The organism is Pelotomaculum isophthalicicum JI (assembly GCF_029478095.1).
Lineage (GTDB): Bacteria > Bacillota > Desulfotomaculia > Desulfotomaculales > Pelotomaculaceae > Pelotomaculum_D > Pelotomaculum_D isophthalicicum.
This window is the reverse complement of sequence record NZ_JAKOAV010000013.1, coordinates 36,313-53,557: the sequence shown is the minus strand read 5'-3', so window position 1 is coordinate 53,557 and position 17,245 is coordinate 36,313. Positions and strand designations below refer to the sequence as shown.

Here is a 17,245-nt window from a genome sequence, read left to right as displayed (position 1 = left end):
TCTCCACCCAAGCTCTGTTAGCCTCTGAAACAAATAACCTTTACAGAAAAAAACTGTTATGCGAAGCACAGCTGGCATTATTTTAATCAACGAGGCGTCGCTCATCCTCCTGGTGATCATTAAGGATCAAAAAGGATGAAAGACGATATCTTTTTTATAAACCCATGCGTTCCACCCACCGGGGCCATGAACGTAAGCCATGTCCCCTTTTTCCACGCTATTTTACCATGACATGATGAACCTTTTAGTACTCTCAATCGTCCAACATTTTAAATACAAGTGAAGAAAGAGGAGAACCATGAAAAGAGCTTTGTTAATTTTTTTGTTAGTATCAACTCTTCTGATAGTCCCGCACGCGGGTTTTGCCCGGATACCCTTTGACGACATTCAGTCGCACCAGGCTTCCGCTGACATTGAAGCCGTTTACGAAAAAGGGATAATGATTGGTACAGGAGGCAATAAATTCAACCCGGACGAATTTGTTGACCGGGCGCAACTGGCAGTATGTTTAATTAAAACCTTCGATTTGAATTATGATGACTTAAAGTTTATAAAAGCACCTGTCCCTTCTGACTTGTATGACGATGTGGAGGACAATATATGGTATAGTAAAGCTTCAATGATTATGGGCTATAAAAATATCTTTAATATCACCGGCAGAAAGTTTAAACCTTATGAAGCTGTCACTAGAGCAGAAGTAGCCAGTGCGATAGCTGACTCTTTTGCGGCAAAAAAGCTGTCGGTTATTACCACCATGATGTGGCCGAATTATATTGATACAACTAATTTGACCCAAAAACAACAATCTGATATCAGCTTTGTCTTCAACACCAGTATAATGAGGTACACCGGCAGCGAATTCAAACCTGACGAAAAGATAACTCGCGCGGAGCTAGCGACCATTTTAAATCAAACTTTAAAAACCCTGGCTGTAGCAACACCAGTGGACTCCAGCAATCCAGTAACGGATCCCCCGGATGTGAATACAGCCGCCTTCAAGGATCAAGGCGACCTGGCTTTCATCCGGCAGGGTTTGCTCTACGCGCTTGATGGCGAAACGGGAGAGGTCAAGCAACTGACCGGGTCCGGCAGGGCGTTGCAACCAGCCTGGTCTTACGACGGCCAGTGGCTGGCGTTTATCCGCGTCACCGATCAAGATGCCGGTACCGGCCCGCTTTGGCTGGTACGCCGGGACGGTTCGCTGGCCCACCAGGTTCAGGGGCTGCCCGAGCCTGTCGGTCGCCAGAGATTTTTTTGGTCGCCCATTGATAACGTGCTGGCGGTAGCCATACAAAATGGCGTCTGGTTGGTACCGGCGAACGGTGAACCGCGCCGGCTGGTCCAGTCCGAAGGAACGTTTCATTTGACCTGGTCGCCTGACGGCAAGTCCCTGGCTTACAATGTTACGCTGCCGTCGGATGAACCACAGGACCGCAGTGATGCACTTTATACCATTGATGTTGATGGCGGTCAGCCTGTTCAGCGACTGGTGGTTCCACAGGCCGGTATACAGGTAGCTGCCTGGTGGCCCGACGGTAAAGGTTTGCTATATTGGTTGGACCCATTACACTCAGCTTCCTTGGCGGCTGACGGAATGGGTTTATGGAGCTTTCGGCTGGGAGATGCCGAACCTAAACTCCTCAGTACCGGTCTTGCTCACAAAGGGTGGCAGTCCTTGTCACCGCAGGGGAGCCTGCTGATGGTGACGGGCGACTGGCGTATTGTCTGGTCAAGAAAAAGCCTGGCCACTATAGACCTGGCGTCCGGGATCGTTCAGAAGCTTAAGAATCCAGAAGGCAGTGTCGCTATCGACCCCTCATTCTCTCCGGACGGCAGCCGCATCGCTTTCGTGGCCGCCAAGAACCTGGGCGATCAGGTGTGGGGCTTTGATAACGACGGGGAACTGGCTGCCTGGGTGGCGACACGCACACTCTGGGTCCAGAATTCGGACGGCTCCGGCGCTCACCCCCTGACGGACGCCGGAACGGGCGTGTACCAGCCAGTCTGGTCAAAAGATGGAGACCATGTCCTGTATGTACGGGATAATGCCATCTGGATAATCGGGGCCAACGGCGGACAGCCGGAAAAGGTAGTGGAATTGCTTCCCGCAAGGGAGGATCTGTTCGGTTTTTACGGTTATACTTCGTGCCGGGATTTTATGGCCTGGCGCCAGACTTAGAAGAAAAACGATTGCCGCCATTGTCGTCGAATAACCGTACGGGATTAATTCTCTTTAACAGGTTTCGCATATTCAAAATTCAGCTCCCCTGCAAAAGCCGGTATCACAACCTCATTTTTTTCCTGCGTTTCGACTGAAATGCCATAATTGCTTAGGAGACTTTCGGCAAGGCCACCTTTCAATTCCAGCCTGCTCTTCAGAGCAGAGGCATTGCCGATGGCGATGATATGGTAAGGAGGTGATATGGGAGTCCCGTTAACGTTGATGTGGTTGCCGGCCAGGCGTATCTCGCTGATGGGCGTGATCCGCTGGCCATTTATGGCTATGGCTTCCGCCCCCGCCTTGTTCAATTCGTTAACAATTGTTAAAAGATGTTGGTCTGCAATATCTTTTAGTTCATAGGCGGTACCGGACCCGTCCTGTTCCGGGCGAATTTGCGCAACCAACTCCACTCCCGGCCCGGACACTGGGGCTAAACCGGCAAATCGTCTTATTCTGGCTAGTTCTCTTTCCATCGCTTCATTAGCCTCGCTTTGCCCTATCCCGGCTTGCTCCAGTTTGACTGACAGATCAGAAATTTCAACCTGCAGCTCATGCAAATCCTCTACCAAGCTTTTTTTCTCCAAAGCCAATTCCTGCTCTCTATCCCGGGGGACAACAATATTGCCGGCGCTGGTGGCGCGAAACTGGTAGCCCAGGAGCACTCCGGACAAAACGGCAACGAAGGAAATTGACAAGAAAAAAACCTTATTCAGATTAAAACCTCTCTCTGATCTCTCTATTTTTGATTTCACTTAACGCATCACCCTAAGTGTCAATATCCTTTTCAACTATATAATCCGACTTGATGCTCCCGGAATAAGCCGGGATTGTAAGCTGTTCCAGCTTCTTAACTGAAATCTGGATGCCGAAAAACTGCAAGTAGTCAACTACACCGCCCCTCATCTTCAAGGCGCTTTCCAAGGTTTCAGGGCTGCCAATGGCAGTTATGACAAAAGGAGGAGCAAGCGCCTTTTTATTTATTCTGATAGTGGGTCCGTTGCAGCTGATCTCGGTGGCGGCTATCACACGCTGGCCATTAATCGCGACAGCCTCGGCCCCCGCCGCTTTCAGTTCGTTCACTACTCTTAATATGTCTTCATCATGAACGAGATTGGCGTTGGGATTGTCGGTGAATTTGGGTGAGGCGTTATTGTCTCTTAAAGTCACTTCCACGCCGCTGCCGGTAAGTTTGGTTATACCTGCGAAAATCGTCGCGAGTTCCATCTCTTCTTTAATTTGTGGCGTGAGAGATTCAGTGGACAAACTTTCCAGTTGCCCGCGCATCCTGAGTAATTGCGTTTGTAATACTTCGTGTTCTTTTTTCATCTGTTCCACCTGTTGCGCCAATTCCTGTGTTCTCTGGATAGCCTCATTATGCTGCATATCACTGGTAATGCGGAATTGCACGGCCAGAATTACTCCAAGAACGAGGCTTGCCAAGGCCACTGACCAGTAGATATTTTTCAACCTCACCGTACTCATCACTGCTTACCCCTTACATTTACTAACCTGTCAAAGATAAACCTCTTGCGACCAATCAACGTCTTCAAATTCATGCTTTGCTCTTTGATAATACTTGTCCGGCAATCTGACAACCTCGTTAAGGAGATTCCCCTTGGCATCAATACTGTTCGTTTTGCCAAGCTATCGCCTCAACTGATTTATAATTCATGAGCCTCTATATATAAGACGTTGTGAGAAACAGACGGGTTCACCAAAATCCCATAATGGACCATCCTTTAGGGAATATTATTCTGTTCTTTTATTCGGTACTTTCCATCATTTTCTAAACACTTATACTCAGTGTGCTCATTCATATATTTGATTAACAACTCAACCGCCTTGGTCTTATATTTAGAAAATATTACCAATACGTCAACAACATGGTATATTATAAAATCGCTCCAGCGATTTCAATCTCTGCTTCTTTTGGGAAGCTGAACGCCTAATTGTCCAAAGCTTCTCCAGGATTGCTCACCAAGGCTTTCTTGACAATTTCACTTTCGAATTCCCGGCGGGTGGCGGTTTTTGAGTTTCATCCAAAGCTAGTAACGGGTGTTAAATAAATATCGCTGAGTCCACAATTTACGCGGTTCGGACGACTCAACGATATTTCTTTTAACTCGGTTAAATTGGGTTATAAAAGGCTGATGGCAGAAAAAGCGGTAGAAGGAATTAATAAGGGGGCTTAAAAACTTGATCATGGGTGCCAACGTTCCTTAGTTGGATAATATCTTCTGAAAAACGGAAGGTGATTCTGATGGACATACTTACGCTAGCTTCCCAAATATCTTTTGTGCCTTGTACCCTTTTCAGACGCAGTAAGGGATGCTTAGGATTCAAAACTATTGCTTGAAGTGTTCTGTCCACCTGTATACGCGTTTCCCGATCGAGTTTTTTATATGTCCTGATAAATCTGTTACTGAATTCAATTTTAAACATCCTTATTCTCCGTAGTCTTTTCAACCTCTTGATGTAAAAATTTTATTGCTTCGTCAACGTTGTCAAAACGGTGAACCCGGCCGGCTGCTATATCTTCGTCGGCCTCTTTTTCCGCTGCTTGCCATTCAGGTGTCCAGTACCATGATTGGTCATCAAAAATTGCTTCTTTATCTAGACGGCGGGCAAGCTCAAATTTTTCAGTCTGTGATAAACCTTTGATTTCCTCAATTAAACGATCGATATTCGCGGCCATTAAAAATCACCTCAAAATAATAATACATAAAAAGCCATATGAAATCAATGTACCTGTGGCTGATCTATTTTGGAGGTAACTTATGGTAGATGAGTCGAAAATAATATTCAAGGCTAGGTATAACAAACCAAGGCGAGAGTTATCTCTGCCTGCTCTAATCTTTCACCATGTAGATCACTGGATGAACGTAATAGGACTTGAAGTATTCTTTGCATGGTTGATGATTTACACTTGGTGCGACCGGCAGCAATATCCGGAGGAACCCCAGTGAAACCTGAGTGGCGCTACGGGAAAAAAGAGCCTATCGCCAGGGGTAGTCGTTACCACGGGTTTGGCAGATATATTCAATTGCCTGGCCCGCTTCCTTTAAATTGCAATCAAAGTTCATCAGGGTGTTGGCGGCCAAGGCTGTTTCCAGAGGGCTGCCGAAAGAGCCGTCTTTTTTCTGGAAAGGGATCATTACTGTGTTTTCATTACACACCTTTAGAAAATTTTTTCAAACATGGACAGTGGGCGACTAAAGGCGCTCATGTTAACAAAAAAGATGCAAGTTGTTATGAATACTTCTTTTTCCCCATGGCTTTAAAATTGAGATAATTAAAAAGAAGGTTAAGAACATGGCTGAGATTATAGCGCCAATTATTAACATCTGCCGATTATGGAAATAGGCCGGATTTTGCAGGAAATTCACTTGACCAACAGAACTCAGGGCGACTGTTTGGTCAAACCAGATTCGCATAAAGGTACTGCCGAAAAGGATTGTACCTTTATTTCCGATTGTTTTAACCATGATCCAATAGTATTTTGTGAGTCCACAATGCGTTCGCACGGAAAGCCAAACCCCTGTAATCAGGCTGCCGAACGCCCCGGGAATAATCATGAACCAATCACAGTACTTGAGCCAGTTGGGCGTATCTCCCCTGAAATACCGCAAGGAGGCTACGCTGGCGCAGCCTCCTTATTATAGCTTTTGATACGGCGCGCCGGTAAGACAAGGTTGGCATTTTCCACAGTACGCGTATCCTAATACAACGTGATCGTCTGGTTTCACTGCGGACACCCCTTCCCCCGCTTTTTCCACAATGCCGGCGCCCTCGTACCCCAAAACAGCGGGAAGAGGAAACCAGTACTCCTGGTTTTGCACATGGATATCGGTAGGACAGATCCCGGAAGCGACAATCTTGACCAATACCTCTCCCGCTTTCGGCTCATCAAGGGTCACCGGTTCAATTTTGAATTTTTCTCCTTTACTATATAGAGCTGCCGCCTGAATTTCCACATTGACATCTCCAGTCCTTTGAAGCGCTGTAGTCTTCCCGGCTAAGCCCATTTATATATTTATCTATTATTGGATCATTCTAGGATTCATTACTGGTCTCGCAACCAACTAAAGCATTTACCTTCTGTAAAAACAAAATTTCGCCGGCATCTCCCTTTCCTATAATTTCGAATTTAGAACCTTGTATTTCCGAGGCAGCGTACCAGACGCGAATATCGCTTTGCAAACCCGGTTCTCTATCTACATTGATAATTTTAGCTTGTTGTTGTGTCTGATACTTTAAATCATTCACCAACACTTGCGTAATATTCCGGTCTTTAATTTCTCCATAAATTAGAGGGAGCGGTGTACCCTCATCCTTGTCGTCAGGGAAAAATTCAAAATATATTGCTTGCTCAACATTTGTAGAATACATTCCGCCTTGGTAAGACATTTCCCAACCATTTGGCGTTCGCTTCAGATATTCCAAGCCAAGCTTTGACTTGGCCTCATTATCAGTAAAACCGGGTACATAGAAAACCAAGGCACCATTTGGCAGCTCTTCTTTATGCAATATTGAACTAATATTCCTGTTACTTTTATTAAGAGCTTCTTCTATCGTTTTGCCTTTGACGGTGGATTGACCTGCTGTTTTTTCAGTAGAACAGCCCGCCAGATATATTATTGTCAACAGGATCGTTATAGCGATAAAAACCCTTTTCATAATTATAATTCTCCTTCACTACCGAAAGTTTACCGTGCACCGGACAGTTCGCTCATAACCGATTCCCCCGAAATATGATATCGCGGCGTTATACTGAGGATTTCCTTCCAACAAAATCCTCACTCTCACCACCGGCGGCTGAGACGGAGTATGCTCGTCTCCCGGTCGCCCCGGCAGTTGCTCAAAATTGAACTCTTTCGCAAATTTCAGGCCGGGGCTTTCAAAATGCGTATTATCCTGGAAAGTATCAGCAAATTCCACGTTAAAAAAGCTGAACACCAATTCGTTAGTTTCTTCACTGTACTGGACGGTTGTTTCCGGCAGGGGATGGCCACCGGCAAGCGCTTCTCCCGGCGCCGGCTTAAAGTCGAAATGAATAGCGGGATCTTCCATTTCAAAATTGGTAATAACTTGTTTCCAGGTGCGTTTTCCGAAAGAAACCTGTTCCTGTTCATTTAAGGGTAAGAAAAGTTCTTCATTTCTTAACTCTTCTTTGACGGGATTGTAAATCAACAGGTAGGGAAACTTGAAATAGCCGGTATCGTCGCCTCCTCTTGCCCTGAAAATAAGTTCTCCGTCTTTATATTCCTTGAATTCCGCTGTTTCAATAAAACCGACGATGAGTTTCATTCCGTCTAACGAAGGGTGATCGAGGTAGTAATTGTGATCACCATACGTTGTCCTATCTATTAGCACGTAACTGTCGCCGACAGATCTGATTTCTCCCGCCTGTTCACCAGGGAAAGGCAGGGGGTGATAAAACCCGCCCGGATGCCAGGCCAATACATCGTCCCATTTATAAGCGCCATAATAGCCCTGGGGGATATCCAGTTCCTCAAAAACTTTTACGGTATCTTTTCCATCCGTCCCGGCCTGCCAGATCGAGGCTTTTTCACCCTGCAGCCGCACCCACATCAGGCTTTTGCCGCCCTCGACCCACCAGGGGTTGTAGTCTAAGCAACCGGGGACTTCACCGTCGCTGATCTGCCTCGCCCCGGAACTGTCCGTGCTGGCCAGCCAGATTGAAGACGGCGGCCACTCCTCACGCTGGTCGCTAATTCCTTGAGACGATTTCGTCCGGCTGACCGCAATGAAATCACCTTCCGGCGACCAGGCCGGGTCGCGGTCGGCATAGCCTTCAGGGGTAAGTGTTACCGCTTTTTCCGGACGGTTAACGGGCACCACGGAAAGCCGCTTGTTGAAAAAAGATTTCCTCTCACCACCGTCTATGAACGCCAGGCGGTCGCCGCCGGGAGACCAGTCAATCCAGTCAGGGTAAGCGAGCGTGGTCGCAAGTTGTTTGGGGTCTTTTCCCATCATCGTAGTTGTAAATAAAGGCACACCATCAGCAGCCAGGGACGCCGAGAAAGGATAACTGAAAAAGCTGAAGTCAATGATATTGGGAGAAAACTTAATACCACCCAGATAAGCAGTGGAAGTTCCCGCATCCGGCAGAAATCCCGGCTCTGCGGCAAGGAGGTTTTTGGTTTCGCCTCCGCCGGCTGGCATAACCTTGACAGTGAGATTTTCTTTTGTATTTGGATACTCTCCCGCTATTGTATAAACAAGCTTTTCGCCGGTGGGCTGCCAGCCAAAGCTCATTATTTTTTCAGACGCGTCCTTTAGAGACAGAGGAGCCCCGGGGCCTTTGTCAGTGACTGCGGCCAGCTTAAATTCCTCGCTCCCTGCACTTTCGCCCTGTTTTGCCGTAAGGTAGGCTATGCTGTTCGCCACCGGGGACCACCGGGCATCCAGCACCTGTTTTCCCTCATCGATGCTGTAAACTCCCCCGCCGTCGGCGCGGGCAACCCATAAAGAGTAATGTCTATCCCATTTTTTAGGATCATATTTGTAAAAGAGCAGCCATTGCCCATCCGGGGACCAGGCCGGGCAACTGTTGCAGCCGTCGCCGGTCAGGCGCAGAGATTCCTTGCCGCTTTCCAGCACCCAGAGGTCTCCCTGGCGAATTACAGCCAGGCGCCCGGGGAATACAGGCAAATTTTCCGATGGGTTCAGCGTAACGCGCACACCGCCGGCAAGATCTTTTTCACCGAGCCCGCCGCCCTCACAGCCGCTTAAAAAAACGGCAAGCGCAAGGCTCAAAAGAATGGCCCTTGCAAGAGTCTTTGAAAACATTTTACTATCCTACTCCCCATATAATTTATTTCATCCAAACTAACTGGTAAGCGTTAAACATTTCTTCCTTAACTTGTTGCGCAAGAGATGCTGTGAACAAGTGGCTTATTTTCGCTATGTGAAGTTGCAAAGGGTTATTTGGAATAAACCATCCAAGTTGGAGGAAATGTAATATTATTGTAGAATTTAGTGTTAGTTCGTCTTTATACCACCTAAACACAGATAAACATGAGGTTACTCTTGAAAAATTAAATTTTGTTTCCGCCGTTTTTTATCCGGCATCGTCACAGAAATTTTGGGTTATTCCACAGTTGATGCCTATATGCCTAAGAATAATTGAGAGCCCGGAAAGAAGGGTTTTAATGAAAGATGAAATTATCCTGGAGATTCGACACCTTACTAAAAAATTAGCAAGAAAACAGCAGTGGACGATTTAAACTTTTCCCTTGTAAAGGAGAAACAGTAGGACTTCTCAGCGGCCCCAACGGCGCAGGGAAAAGTACACTGATCAAATGTATTGCCGGCTTGCTCAGGCCCACTGGCGGCGATATTTTAATAGCAGGGAATCCGCGGGGCTCCCGGAAAGCCAGGCAGATCACAGCGTACGTCCCGGAAGCACCCCAACTTTACAATATGCTGACGGTATGGGAACACCTGCGTTTTATCACCGATGCTTATGAAATAGAACGTTGGGAAGAAAAAGCGGAACAATTGCTAAGGCTTTTTGAAATCTGGGAACAACGCGACGAATTTACTAACCATTAAGAACCTCAAAGATTTAATTAAAGAGCTAAAAGACGAGGGAAAAACCCTTTTTGTCAGCACACACCTGCTGGACCCCATTGAAAATATATGCAGCCGCATTATCGTTTTAAAAAGAGGAAAGATCATAGCCGACGGAAGTCTTGAGAAACTCCGGTCGCGTTTGGGAGAAGAACAAGCCTCTTTGGAGGAAGTTTTCCTGGGGGTAACCGCTGATGCATGATTACGCCGTTCTTCTCCGCTATGACGTGCTTAAACTAAAAAACTACATATTGGAAATTCGCCGCAATCCCAAGAAGCTCGTAAGCTATTTTCTTTTTGTCGCCTGGATTGCTCTAATAATGTTTCCTGCAATTAAACATAGCGGTCAACGGGCATTCACAGTAACAGCCGACACCGCGAATATTATTCTTGCCGTTTACACGCTGTTTACCGGATCTATCATGTTTGCATCCTTTTTCTCCTCTCTAGTAAAATTATCATATTCTTTTCAAATGAGGGATGTCAATCTTCTGTTTCCATCTCCGCTGGAGCCCAACCATATCCTTTTATCCCTTAATGTTGTTTGTGGAACTCTTGCTTGTCGGCATTCCTGCTCTAATTGCCGGGGGTCTGGCGGCCTGGTTGACACATAGTGAGTGGTTTGTAGGAATAGCAGTGCTTTTTGCTAATATGGCTATGGGAATTGTATTGTTATTTCGCAAAACTGATTTAAGGCAAAGTTCAACCAACAAATTAACAGCATCGCGTTTTCGGAACAGGTGATTTGAATTGCGCAAGAATAAAGGACGCCTCTTTGGTGATTTTGGCCTTTTCACGCTTATGCCCGACATGCTCAGCAAAAGGGAAGCATATCTTAACCTGTGTCGCTGCTCCCGGGCAACATCGTCGAAGAAACATCCTTTCATATCAATTCTGATTTTAGTCAAGAACCCGAGAGTAATTAAAAATATTGCGCAGGTGATCAAAAGCAAGCGAGGTTGGCCTATAAGGGAAAGTATGACTTTAATAAAAATAAAGCTCATTAAAACAAAAGCTATTTTTATGGTAAATACCTGTTTCCAGCCTTGAAAACGTAATTCAAAAAGCTGTCTTGCCATGCCTGTATTCGTTTTGAACAAAAAGACAAACACAAGAAGCAGGGTAAACTGGACTGTGGAAAGCTTATAATTGATGAATAATAACGGGGCAAACAAGGAAAAAAACCAAAAGGCTCAATAAGAAATTCAGCATAGTGGTATAGCCGGCGCCGAGCGCCATAATTCTTCTAATCCAGCTCTTGCGCTGCAACAAGAAAAGCTGGTCCCCTTCTTCCAAAAACGTCCTGGTGCCGCCCGCCCAGGCAAATATATAAATGGCCGTTAAAGGCCAATAAAACGGCAGCGTCTCAATCCAGCCATATTGATTTTTCCACAACGAGACATAGCCGTCCAGGCTAATCAGTACGGCGGGTAGCAAGATATATAAACCGACCGTCCAATCAATCGCCGTCTTCCAAACCTTGTATTGAAATTTCCATTCCGATTTAACCCGCCTGAAAAATATTTGTGCTGCCGAAATCATTCTAAGTTCTCCAGGATTTTATTAAAGCAATCAAAAAGGGACGCCCCCGGCATCCGGCAGGTTTCACGGATTCGCGCCAGATTTCCTTGAGCGACCAGTTTTCCGTCAGCCAGTAGAACAAAGGAATCACAAATTCTTTCCGCTTCTCGCTCTCAGCCCAAAATTCACATTCTTCCATACCATATGCCAGAGCCTTCATTCCGTGAAGCATGCATTGGTGTAAATCATTTCCCACACATTTACTGATATCATTTACTTTTATCGCTCTTCCAATTTTGGGGACTAGTCCAATGCCGGCACCCGCGTCAAAAGCTACTTTAATATTCCTACCATGTCTTTGCGTCGGTAAACGCTTAACACCAGGCCCACGGCAGCCATTTGAATGATTAGTTGAGAACCGGTATAACTAATGAACGGAAGGCTAAAACCAAAGGCCGGGGCCAATCCCAACGTCATGAGGATGTTCCAGAAAAACTGGACAGCAAAAATGCCGGCCAGCCCGGTCACCAGCAATCGGCCATATAAATCTTTGGCCTGTCTGGCGACATGGTTCATCCGGATGATCAAGGTCACGGCTAAAGTCAAAACGGCCAGACCCGTAATCCAGCCGAAGGTATACACCACATAGGCGAAAATTGAATCGGCATGGACTTCAGGGAGTGTCCCGGCAGGTAAAGTAAAACCCTGCCCCCAAAGACCGGCGGCATGGATTGTCTCGGTTAACCGTGTGTATAGATAGCCGGCGCCGTCCGGGTCTCTGTACGGGTGCATAAACACGGTAATTCGATCAAGTCGATAGGGATGTCCTAAAAAAAAGAAAAGGATATAGCTTATAATGGGCATTGATACCAGGAAAACACGCGACAGTTTCGCGCCGGATACCCGCATGAGGATCAAAAACACAATCGTATATAAAATAGCGCCCGCCATAACAGCGCTATTAATATAAAAAAGGCAAGGGATAATCAAAAGAACAAAAGCTTTTAATAACGAACCGGCCCGGTAATTAAATTTGCACTTTCTCCTCCCGGTAGCCAGGAGAAAAAAAACCTTTAACGATCCTTTCTCTTGATTCCAGTTCCACTCGGAAAAGATACCGGCCAGAGCTATCGTCAATAAAAACGGGGTAACCATAACAAAATCTATTCTTATCCAAAACAAGTTCAACATTTGTCTACCGTTGAGTTCGGGTCCAAAGAAGAAGACGGTTAGCCAAACCAGGAGAGTCCCCAGATATAAATACAGGGAACAGGATTTTATTTTTCGATAATCAAAAAAATACATCCCAGCCGCTATCATCACTCCCAGTAAAAACAAAACAAGGCTGTTTGTAAATACCGATACTGACGTATAATCCGAGAATAAAAGATTATTTGTGTATCCCGAGACCGACTTTAACAAACCACCCTTTTCAATCGTATACATACTCAGCAATCCAAAGCCGATAAATGAGCCGACCAGCGCCAACAAGCTCCACTCAGTTCTCGGCTTGTGGGCCTGGTGCAGTTGTTTTCCCAAACTCAGGGCATCTCCCATCTGCGCAATCGCCTGATCAATGGCTTCCTCTTCCGGAATATTCGTCTGTAAAAGCTCTTCGACGTTTTCTTCAATGTGTCCCAGCAATTCCAGCCTGATTTGCCCGTGTACTTCACGGCATTTTATTTGCGAGCAAACAGCATTTAGATATTGTTGGACCTTCTGATTCTGTTCCAACCTCATACAATCCCCTCCCCTAGAACCTGATTAACCGCTTTGTAGAAGGCAGCCCATTCATTTCGTTTTTCCTTCAATTGCGACCGCCCCTCACCAGTGATTTTATAATATTTTCTCCGGCGGTTCCCCTCGGTCTCAGTCCAGTAGGATTCAACCATGCCTTCTGATTCCAGGGAATGTAAAATTGGATAAAGCGTCCCCTCTTTAAACACAAAAACCCCTTCAGAATGTTTTTCAATTTCCTTAATCATCTGATAGCCGTACATAGGTTGCTGGTCAAGCATCGCTAGGATTATGGCAACTGTGCTCCCTTTTAGCAACTCCTTGTTAACCTTCATGACTGCCCTCCTTTTGACGTTTAAAATATTACCTAGATAAACTATGCTTAGTTAATCTAGGTATAATTATAAATGTAATCTTTAGAAGGTCAACACAAATTTAATAAAAAGCAAAAACAGAGCCAACACCATGAATAAGCAAAATCACGATTAGTTGATTTTAAGGGTCCCGGATAGCCCGTGTGAAAAAGAAGCACCCCTGAAATAATTTTTAAAGCTTGGAAACTGTAATAAATATTGGTTCTTAAATCAATAGGACATCCTTTGTTACGTACAAAATCAAACAGTATTTTCTATTCCTACCGTCTTTAAATAATTGTTTACTCTTTCTCTGATTGATTGTTCCATTTCTTGACCCTTCCCCGTTTTGTGGTAGTCTAAAATTCTCTCGTGGTATTCTTCTGGGAAAATTTGTTTTATATCCGGCCAATTGTTCGAGCCGTCGCGCGGTTGCCGGTGCCCAACGACTGTAAAACCGCCGTTTTCCTCTCTTAAGATTAGCGCCAAGGGCAGGAAGCTGGCGCTGCGGGGGCCGATGCCGACGCTTGGCTCAACCCCATATGTCCATATGTCTGCCAACATGTAGGCTGTTTTTTCATCCCCGTTTTCGGACACCCCGAGAAGGTCGTACGCCGCAAATGTTTTCACGCCGGGGGGAGGTAGAATGGGGATAATACTATTTTCCAGGTACTCTGTTATCGCCTGGTCCATAGTAACAATTGTTTTCCTCCCCTGGTCGTCAGACAACTTCTTCTCATCCATAGCGCAGCCGCTTATAGAAGTAAATATTAAAAGTGCGATGATCAATCGGGCAGTTTTCATTGCGGGCCTCCTTCCACAAATTACACCACCACATTAAGTTTTTCCGCATCCCACGGCTTAATCTTAGTACCTTTCCCAGTAAATACTCAGCCATTCAGGATAGTAATTGCCGTAAAAACCATGGCCACCGCAAACAACAAAAACAAGAAGATTAAGGCGCAAAATTTTAAGGACTTCATGGCGTTCCTCCCGCATCCGGCCATTTCTAATTCATCTCCAAAGTCACTGTTTTTCCGGTTAAGGCATCGATATACCCCCGCTTGCACCGTAACCGTAGTCCGGTATGTAAACCAGAAGGGGGTTTGGGCGCTTTCTGGCCGCAGTATTCAGGCCAGGTGTAAACCAGGCGCAGCGGGTTGCTTTGTAAAAACTCGGCTTTTGCCGCTTCGGCCGTCACCACATTCTTGCTGTCCGGCAGGGTGACGGGTGAACCGCTGTTCCTGTCATGAAAAGCTGTAACTCTGCCTGTCAGCCCGTCCACATTGACAGAGTACGAGCGGTCCGAAACCGGAATGCCCTGGTGTGTGCGCGTGAAGGTAAAATAACATTCCGGCCGCTGTTCATCGCCCGCCAGCTTGCTCCTGTCCACCCAACCGGGAATGCTGTCTTCCTGCGTTAAGGACACGCACATCTTTTCATAAATGCTGTACCAAAAACAAGACGTTTGTTTCACTCTCTAAGTAAAAAGGGCATCTCTTGCTGAAAAGCGCAATTTCCTGTCAAACAACTCCTCGTGTCGTGTCTATGGTCAACAGACTATTCTATTTCAAAATTCACCCTGATCCTTTGGTCTTCCGGCAATATTACTTCAAAAGCCATATTGCCGGCGGGTTCGTTGATAGCCGGGAAGTCGACCCGGCAGTTATCAACCCATTTTTCTCCATTTATACTGCCATCCCGGCCGAAAGAACCGGGGTTTAATTCAGCGCCGCTGCCGTTGATCAGCTTGACATCATAGAGGTCAACTCCACCATCTTTTTTCCTATCGCTGATCGGATGGGTGTATTCATACTCCACCACTGTGGCAGCAGGAGCAAAGAGTATCTTCTTCACCAGAATGGTCCTGTCTCCAGTCTCCACAGCTTTCATCACCAGCAATTCCCTGGTTTTTTCATCGGCGCTGCGGCGGGAAACCGGGATTTTGAAACGGTAAGGGCTTTCTCTTATTTTATTTAAGTCATTGGCCAATACCACTTCCAGTTCAAGACTATCCGGGAAAGATAATCCGGCATGGGGGTGGTGTTGCTGCAAACCAACGTACAGTTCATCTGATATCTTATCGTAACTGCCACCGCCTCCCCCGGAGATAGGCCGTCCATTATAATAAAAACTCGCATGGAAAATCTTTTCATCCGACAACTCCGCGCCGCTTACCACATAACCGATAGCAAAGCCTGATTGGTCGTAATAGGCTTCCCTAATGGCCACGGTTATCCCTTGGTCGGTAATCTGCATGTCATCGTATTTTGCTATATCATCTATGTCTATATTCTGCAGGCCGCTCCCGGCAAACTTCTCTCTTGCGAATACCGAACCTATAAAAGGTATGTTTACCAACACCCTGGCCATCGAAGCTGATACAAAGCCGCTGCCCAAAATACAAGCGCAGAGCAAGACCACCGACGCGCTAATGATGATCCGCCTTTTCATTTTCAATTGCCTTTTGCCTTTATTGATGGCCTTCTGGATAACCATGTCCACCTCTTCAGCAGGAACCACTATATTGTCGAAAACGTCTTTATAAGCTTTCATTCATATCCCTCCTTCAGTTCCCGTCTTAAATAGTTCAATGCCTTGTTTAGCCGGGTTTTGACTGTCCCAACCGGGCATGCCAATATCTCCGCCACCTGGAGCAGGGTAAAATCCTGATAGTATTTCAAGACGACTACGGTTCGCTGCTCTATGCTGAGTTTGTCGATAGCATCGAATAAGTCAATGCTTGAGACTAAGTCCTCGTAATCCTGACTGTTGTCAGCGATTCGCTCCAGTGCCTCAGGATTGTCATATTTTATTTCGAAGCTGACTATTTTCTTGCTCTTTTTCAAATGATCGATACAGCAGTTCACCGTGATTCTGATTAACCAGGTATTAAAGGACTCCGGGTTTTTAAGCTTCTTTAGGGATATAAACACTTTGTACACAACATCATGCAGAACAGCCAGGGCATCTTCTCTATTCTTTACATAGGTGTACGCCAGTTTGTATATATCGTCCTTTCTCTCTTGGAAAAGCTCTGAAAAAGCGTTGGAGTCACCCCGGCACGCCTTTCTAACCTTGTCCGGCTCTACAGGAATCATAAAACGCCTCCCGTGTTTCTACGTTTAAAGCTCTAACCGGTTAATAAGCCTTACACTTTATATAGACTTAGAATACCTATAAACAGTTTTGTCATATTAAAAAAAGGGGGTAATTTGGGGAAGGAATTTTATAGCTCCAAGCACTCCAAGCCAAATCGGCTTACCTTCTCGTATCCAGATCCAGACAAGATACCCTCCGCCAATCTCAAATAAGCCAGCTAATACAAAATAGAATACGTTCAGGAAGGCATTAATACCCGTCTCTCCCCGAGAGTCTCCACTTAAGGCACTGCGCGCCGGTCTGCGTTTTAATAAAGTAAAAGAGCCCGGAGGCTCTTATTTAAAACTTATTTCAAATTTATTATCAGTATTACAATTGTTACATGAATATGTTATTTCGAATACCCCTTTATCAACAGCCACAGGTCTTTTTACGGAAACCATTGAAACGTTCGGCCTATTCTCACTTTGCCACTTTGCTTTCCAGCTATTGCTTGCTCCACAAACATAGCACTCATGAACGCCTTGTATCTCTTTCAAGTAACCACTCCTTCCGAATATTTCCTAATTACTTCGACATTGGGAGGCTCTTTCCTTGGCAAATATTCTGGCACAATCCGATAAATTACCAAAATAATCGTCTCAGAATCCCTTTAAGCCTTGTCTTTAAATTGTCCGCACACATGACAAACTTCTTTACAAGAACATATGTTCTG

22 protein-coding genes and 1 pseudogene are annotated in these 17,245 nt (G+C 45.8%); 4 read left to right on the top strand and 19 right to left on the bottom strand.

Annotated features, from left to right (window positions below; all coding sequences use genetic code 11):
• The first annotated feature begins 298 nt into the window (after positions 1 to 298).
• Positions 299 to 2,179: an S-layer homology domain-containing protein gene (locus L7E55_RS08500; protein WP_277443715.1), complete on the top strand. Its 1,881-nt coding sequence runs from the start codon at positions 299 to 301 to the stop codon at positions 2,177 to 2,179.
• 44 nt (positions 2,180 to 2,223) lie between these two features.
• On the opposite strand, the gene L7E55_RS08495 is transcribed toward L7E55_RS08500, so the two are convergent.
• From L7E55_RS08495 to L7E55_RS08460, 8 genes are all read right to left on the bottom strand, one after another.
• Positions 2,224 to 2,973: a DUF881 domain-containing protein gene (locus L7E55_RS08495; RefSeq protein ID WP_277443714.1), complete on the bottom strand. Its 750-nt coding sequence runs from the start codon at positions 2,971 to 2,973 to the stop codon at positions 2,224 to 2,226.
• 13 nt (positions 2,974 to 2,986) lie between these two features.
• On the bottom strand, positions 2,987 to 3,703 hold the full coding sequence (locus L7E55_RS08490; protein WP_277443713.1) for a DUF881 domain-containing protein: 717 nt from the start codon (positions 3,701 to 3,703) through the stop codon (positions 2,987 to 2,989).
• A gap of 693 nt (positions 3,704 to 4,396) precedes the next feature.
• A complete protein-coding gene (locus L7E55_RS08485) occupies positions 4,397 to 4,663 on the bottom strand; it encodes a type II toxin-antitoxin system RelE/ParE family toxin (RefSeq protein ID WP_277443712.1) in 267 nt (88 codons plus the stop codon).
• Entirely contained in the window at positions 4,656 to 4,916 is a 261-nt protein-coding gene (locus tag L7E55_RS08480) for a hypothetical protein (RefSeq protein ID WP_277443710.1), read from the bottom strand. Before L7E55_RS08480 ends, L7E55_RS08485 begins: the two co-directional genes overlap by 8 nt.
• A 301-nt stretch (positions 4,917 to 5,217) precedes the next feature.
• A complete protein-coding gene (locus L7E55_RS08475) occupies positions 5,218 to 5,376 on the bottom strand; it encodes a hypothetical protein (protein WP_277443709.1) in 159 nt (52 codons plus the stop codon).
• Between the two features lie 501 nt (positions 5,377 to 5,877).
• Positions 5,878 to 6,195 carry an alcohol dehydrogenase catalytic domain-containing protein gene (locus L7E55_RS08470; protein ID WP_277443708.1) on the bottom strand — a complete coding sequence of 106 codons (318 nt, stop codon included), beginning with the start codon at positions 6,193 to 6,195 and terminating at the stop codon, positions 5,878 to 5,880.
• A 79-nt stretch (positions 6,196 to 6,274) separates the two neighbouring features.
• Positions 6,275 to 6,898, bottom strand: coding sequence for a hypothetical protein (locus L7E55_RS08465; protein WP_277443707.1), 624 nt, complete (start codon positions 6,896 to 6,898; stop codon positions 6,275 to 6,277).
• Positions 6,899 to 6,916: 18 nt separating this feature from the next.
• The gene (locus L7E55_RS08460) at positions 6,917 to 9,034 is read right to left on the bottom strand and encodes a hypothetical protein (RefSeq protein ID WP_277443706.1); all 2,118 of its coding nucleotides are present in this window, start codon (positions 9,032 to 9,034) and stop codon (positions 6,917 to 6,919) included.
• 504 nt (positions 9,035 to 9,538) lie between these two features.
• On the opposite strand from L7E55_RS08460, the gene L7E55_RS08455 reads away from it, so the two are divergent.
• Genes L7E55_RS08455 through L7E55_RS08445 form a run of 3 tightly spaced genes read left to right on the top strand, consistent with a single transcriptional unit; the run spans position 9,539 to position 10,431 of the window.
• Positions 9,539 to 9,799, top strand: a complete 261-nt coding sequence (locus tag L7E55_RS08455; RefSeq protein ID WP_338091198.1) for an ATP-binding cassette domain-containing protein — start codon at positions 9,539 to 9,541, stop codon at positions 9,797 to 9,799.
• Positions 9,759 to 10,019: a hypothetical protein gene (locus L7E55_RS08450; protein ID WP_277443705.1), complete on the top strand. Its 261-nt coding sequence runs from the start codon at positions 9,759 to 9,761 to the stop codon at positions 10,017 to 10,019. Before L7E55_RS08455 ends, L7E55_RS08450 begins: the two co-directional genes overlap by 41 nt.
• On the top strand, positions 10,012 to 10,431 hold the full coding sequence (locus L7E55_RS08445; RefSeq protein WP_277443704.1) for a putative ABC exporter domain-containing protein: 420 nt from the start codon (positions 10,012 to 10,014) through the stop codon (positions 10,429 to 10,431). Before L7E55_RS08450 ends, L7E55_RS08445 begins: the two co-directional genes overlap by 8 nt.
• Here the strand turns inward: L7E55_RS08445 and L7E55_RS17730 are convergent.
• The 11 genes and pseudogenes from L7E55_RS17730 to L7E55_RS08395 all read right to left on the bottom strand — a co-directional run bounded on the left by L7E55_RS17730 (position 10,345) and on the right by L7E55_RS08395 (position 17,069).
• A complete protein-coding gene (locus tag L7E55_RS17730) occupies positions 10,345 to 10,992 on the bottom strand; it encodes an ABC transporter permease (RefSeq protein WP_420852027.1) in 648 nt (215 codons plus the stop codon). The two genes, L7E55_RS08445 and L7E55_RS17730, sit on opposite strands and share 87 nt — an antisense overlap.
• Positions 10,961 to 11,359, bottom strand: a complete 399-nt coding sequence (locus L7E55_RS08440; RefSeq protein ID WP_277443703.1) for an ABC transporter permease — start codon at positions 11,357 to 11,359, stop codon at positions 10,961 to 10,963. Before L7E55_RS08440 ends, L7E55_RS17730 begins: the two co-directional genes overlap by 32 nt.
• A gap of 1 nt (position 11,360) precedes the next feature.
• On the bottom strand, positions 11,361 to 11,558 hold the full coding sequence (locus L7E55_RS08435; RefSeq protein ID WP_277443702.1) for a hypothetical protein: 198 nt from the start codon (positions 11,556 to 11,558) through the stop codon (positions 11,361 to 11,363).
• Positions 11,559 to 11,671: 113 nt separating this feature from the next.
• Complete coding sequence (locus L7E55_RS08430) at positions 11,672 to 13,078, bottom strand: FtsW/RodA/SpoVE family cell cycle protein (protein WP_277443701.1); 1,407 nt, start codon at positions 13,076 to 13,078, stop codon at positions 11,672 to 11,674.
• Positions 13,075 to 13,410 carry a PadR family transcriptional regulator gene (locus tag L7E55_RS08425; RefSeq protein WP_277443700.1) on the bottom strand — a complete coding sequence of 112 codons (336 nt, stop codon included), beginning with the start codon at positions 13,408 to 13,410 and terminating at the stop codon, positions 13,075 to 13,077. Before L7E55_RS08425 ends, L7E55_RS08430 begins: the two co-directional genes overlap by 4 nt.
• Before the next feature lie 279 nt (positions 13,411 to 13,689).
• Entirely contained in the window at positions 13,690 to 14,232 is a 543-nt protein-coding gene (locus L7E55_RS08420) for a hypothetical protein (RefSeq protein WP_277443699.1), read from the bottom strand.
• 205 nt (positions 14,233 to 14,437) lie between these two features.
• On the bottom strand, positions 14,438 to 14,857 hold the full coding sequence (locus L7E55_RS08415; RefSeq protein ID WP_277443698.1) for a hypothetical protein: 420 nt from the start codon (positions 14,855 to 14,857) through the stop codon (positions 14,438 to 14,440).
• Between the two features lie 131 nt (positions 14,858 to 14,988).
• On the bottom strand, positions 14,989 to 15,984 hold the full coding sequence (locus L7E55_RS08410) for a DUF4179 domain-containing protein (RefSeq protein ID WP_277443697.1): 996 nt from the start codon (positions 15,982 to 15,984) through the stop codon (positions 14,989 to 14,991).
• Entirely contained in the window at positions 15,981 to 16,529 is a 549-nt protein-coding gene (locus L7E55_RS08405) for a sigma-70 family RNA polymerase sigma factor (RefSeq protein ID WP_277443696.1), read from the bottom strand. The genes L7E55_RS08410 and L7E55_RS08405 overlap by 4 nt, the downstream gene beginning before the upstream one ends.
• A gap of 129 nt (positions 16,530 to 16,658) precedes the next feature.
• Positions 16,659 to 16,784, bottom strand: a pseudogene (locus L7E55_RS08400) (YnfA family protein); the annotation flags it as partial.
• Between the two features lie 81 nt (positions 16,785 to 16,865).
• The gene (locus tag L7E55_RS08395; protein ID WP_277443695.1) at positions 16,866 to 17,069 is read right to left on the bottom strand and encodes a hypothetical protein; all 204 of its coding nucleotides are present in this window, start codon (positions 17,067 to 17,069) and stop codon (positions 16,866 to 16,868) included.
• Positions 17,070 to 17,245: the final 176 nt, after the last annotated feature.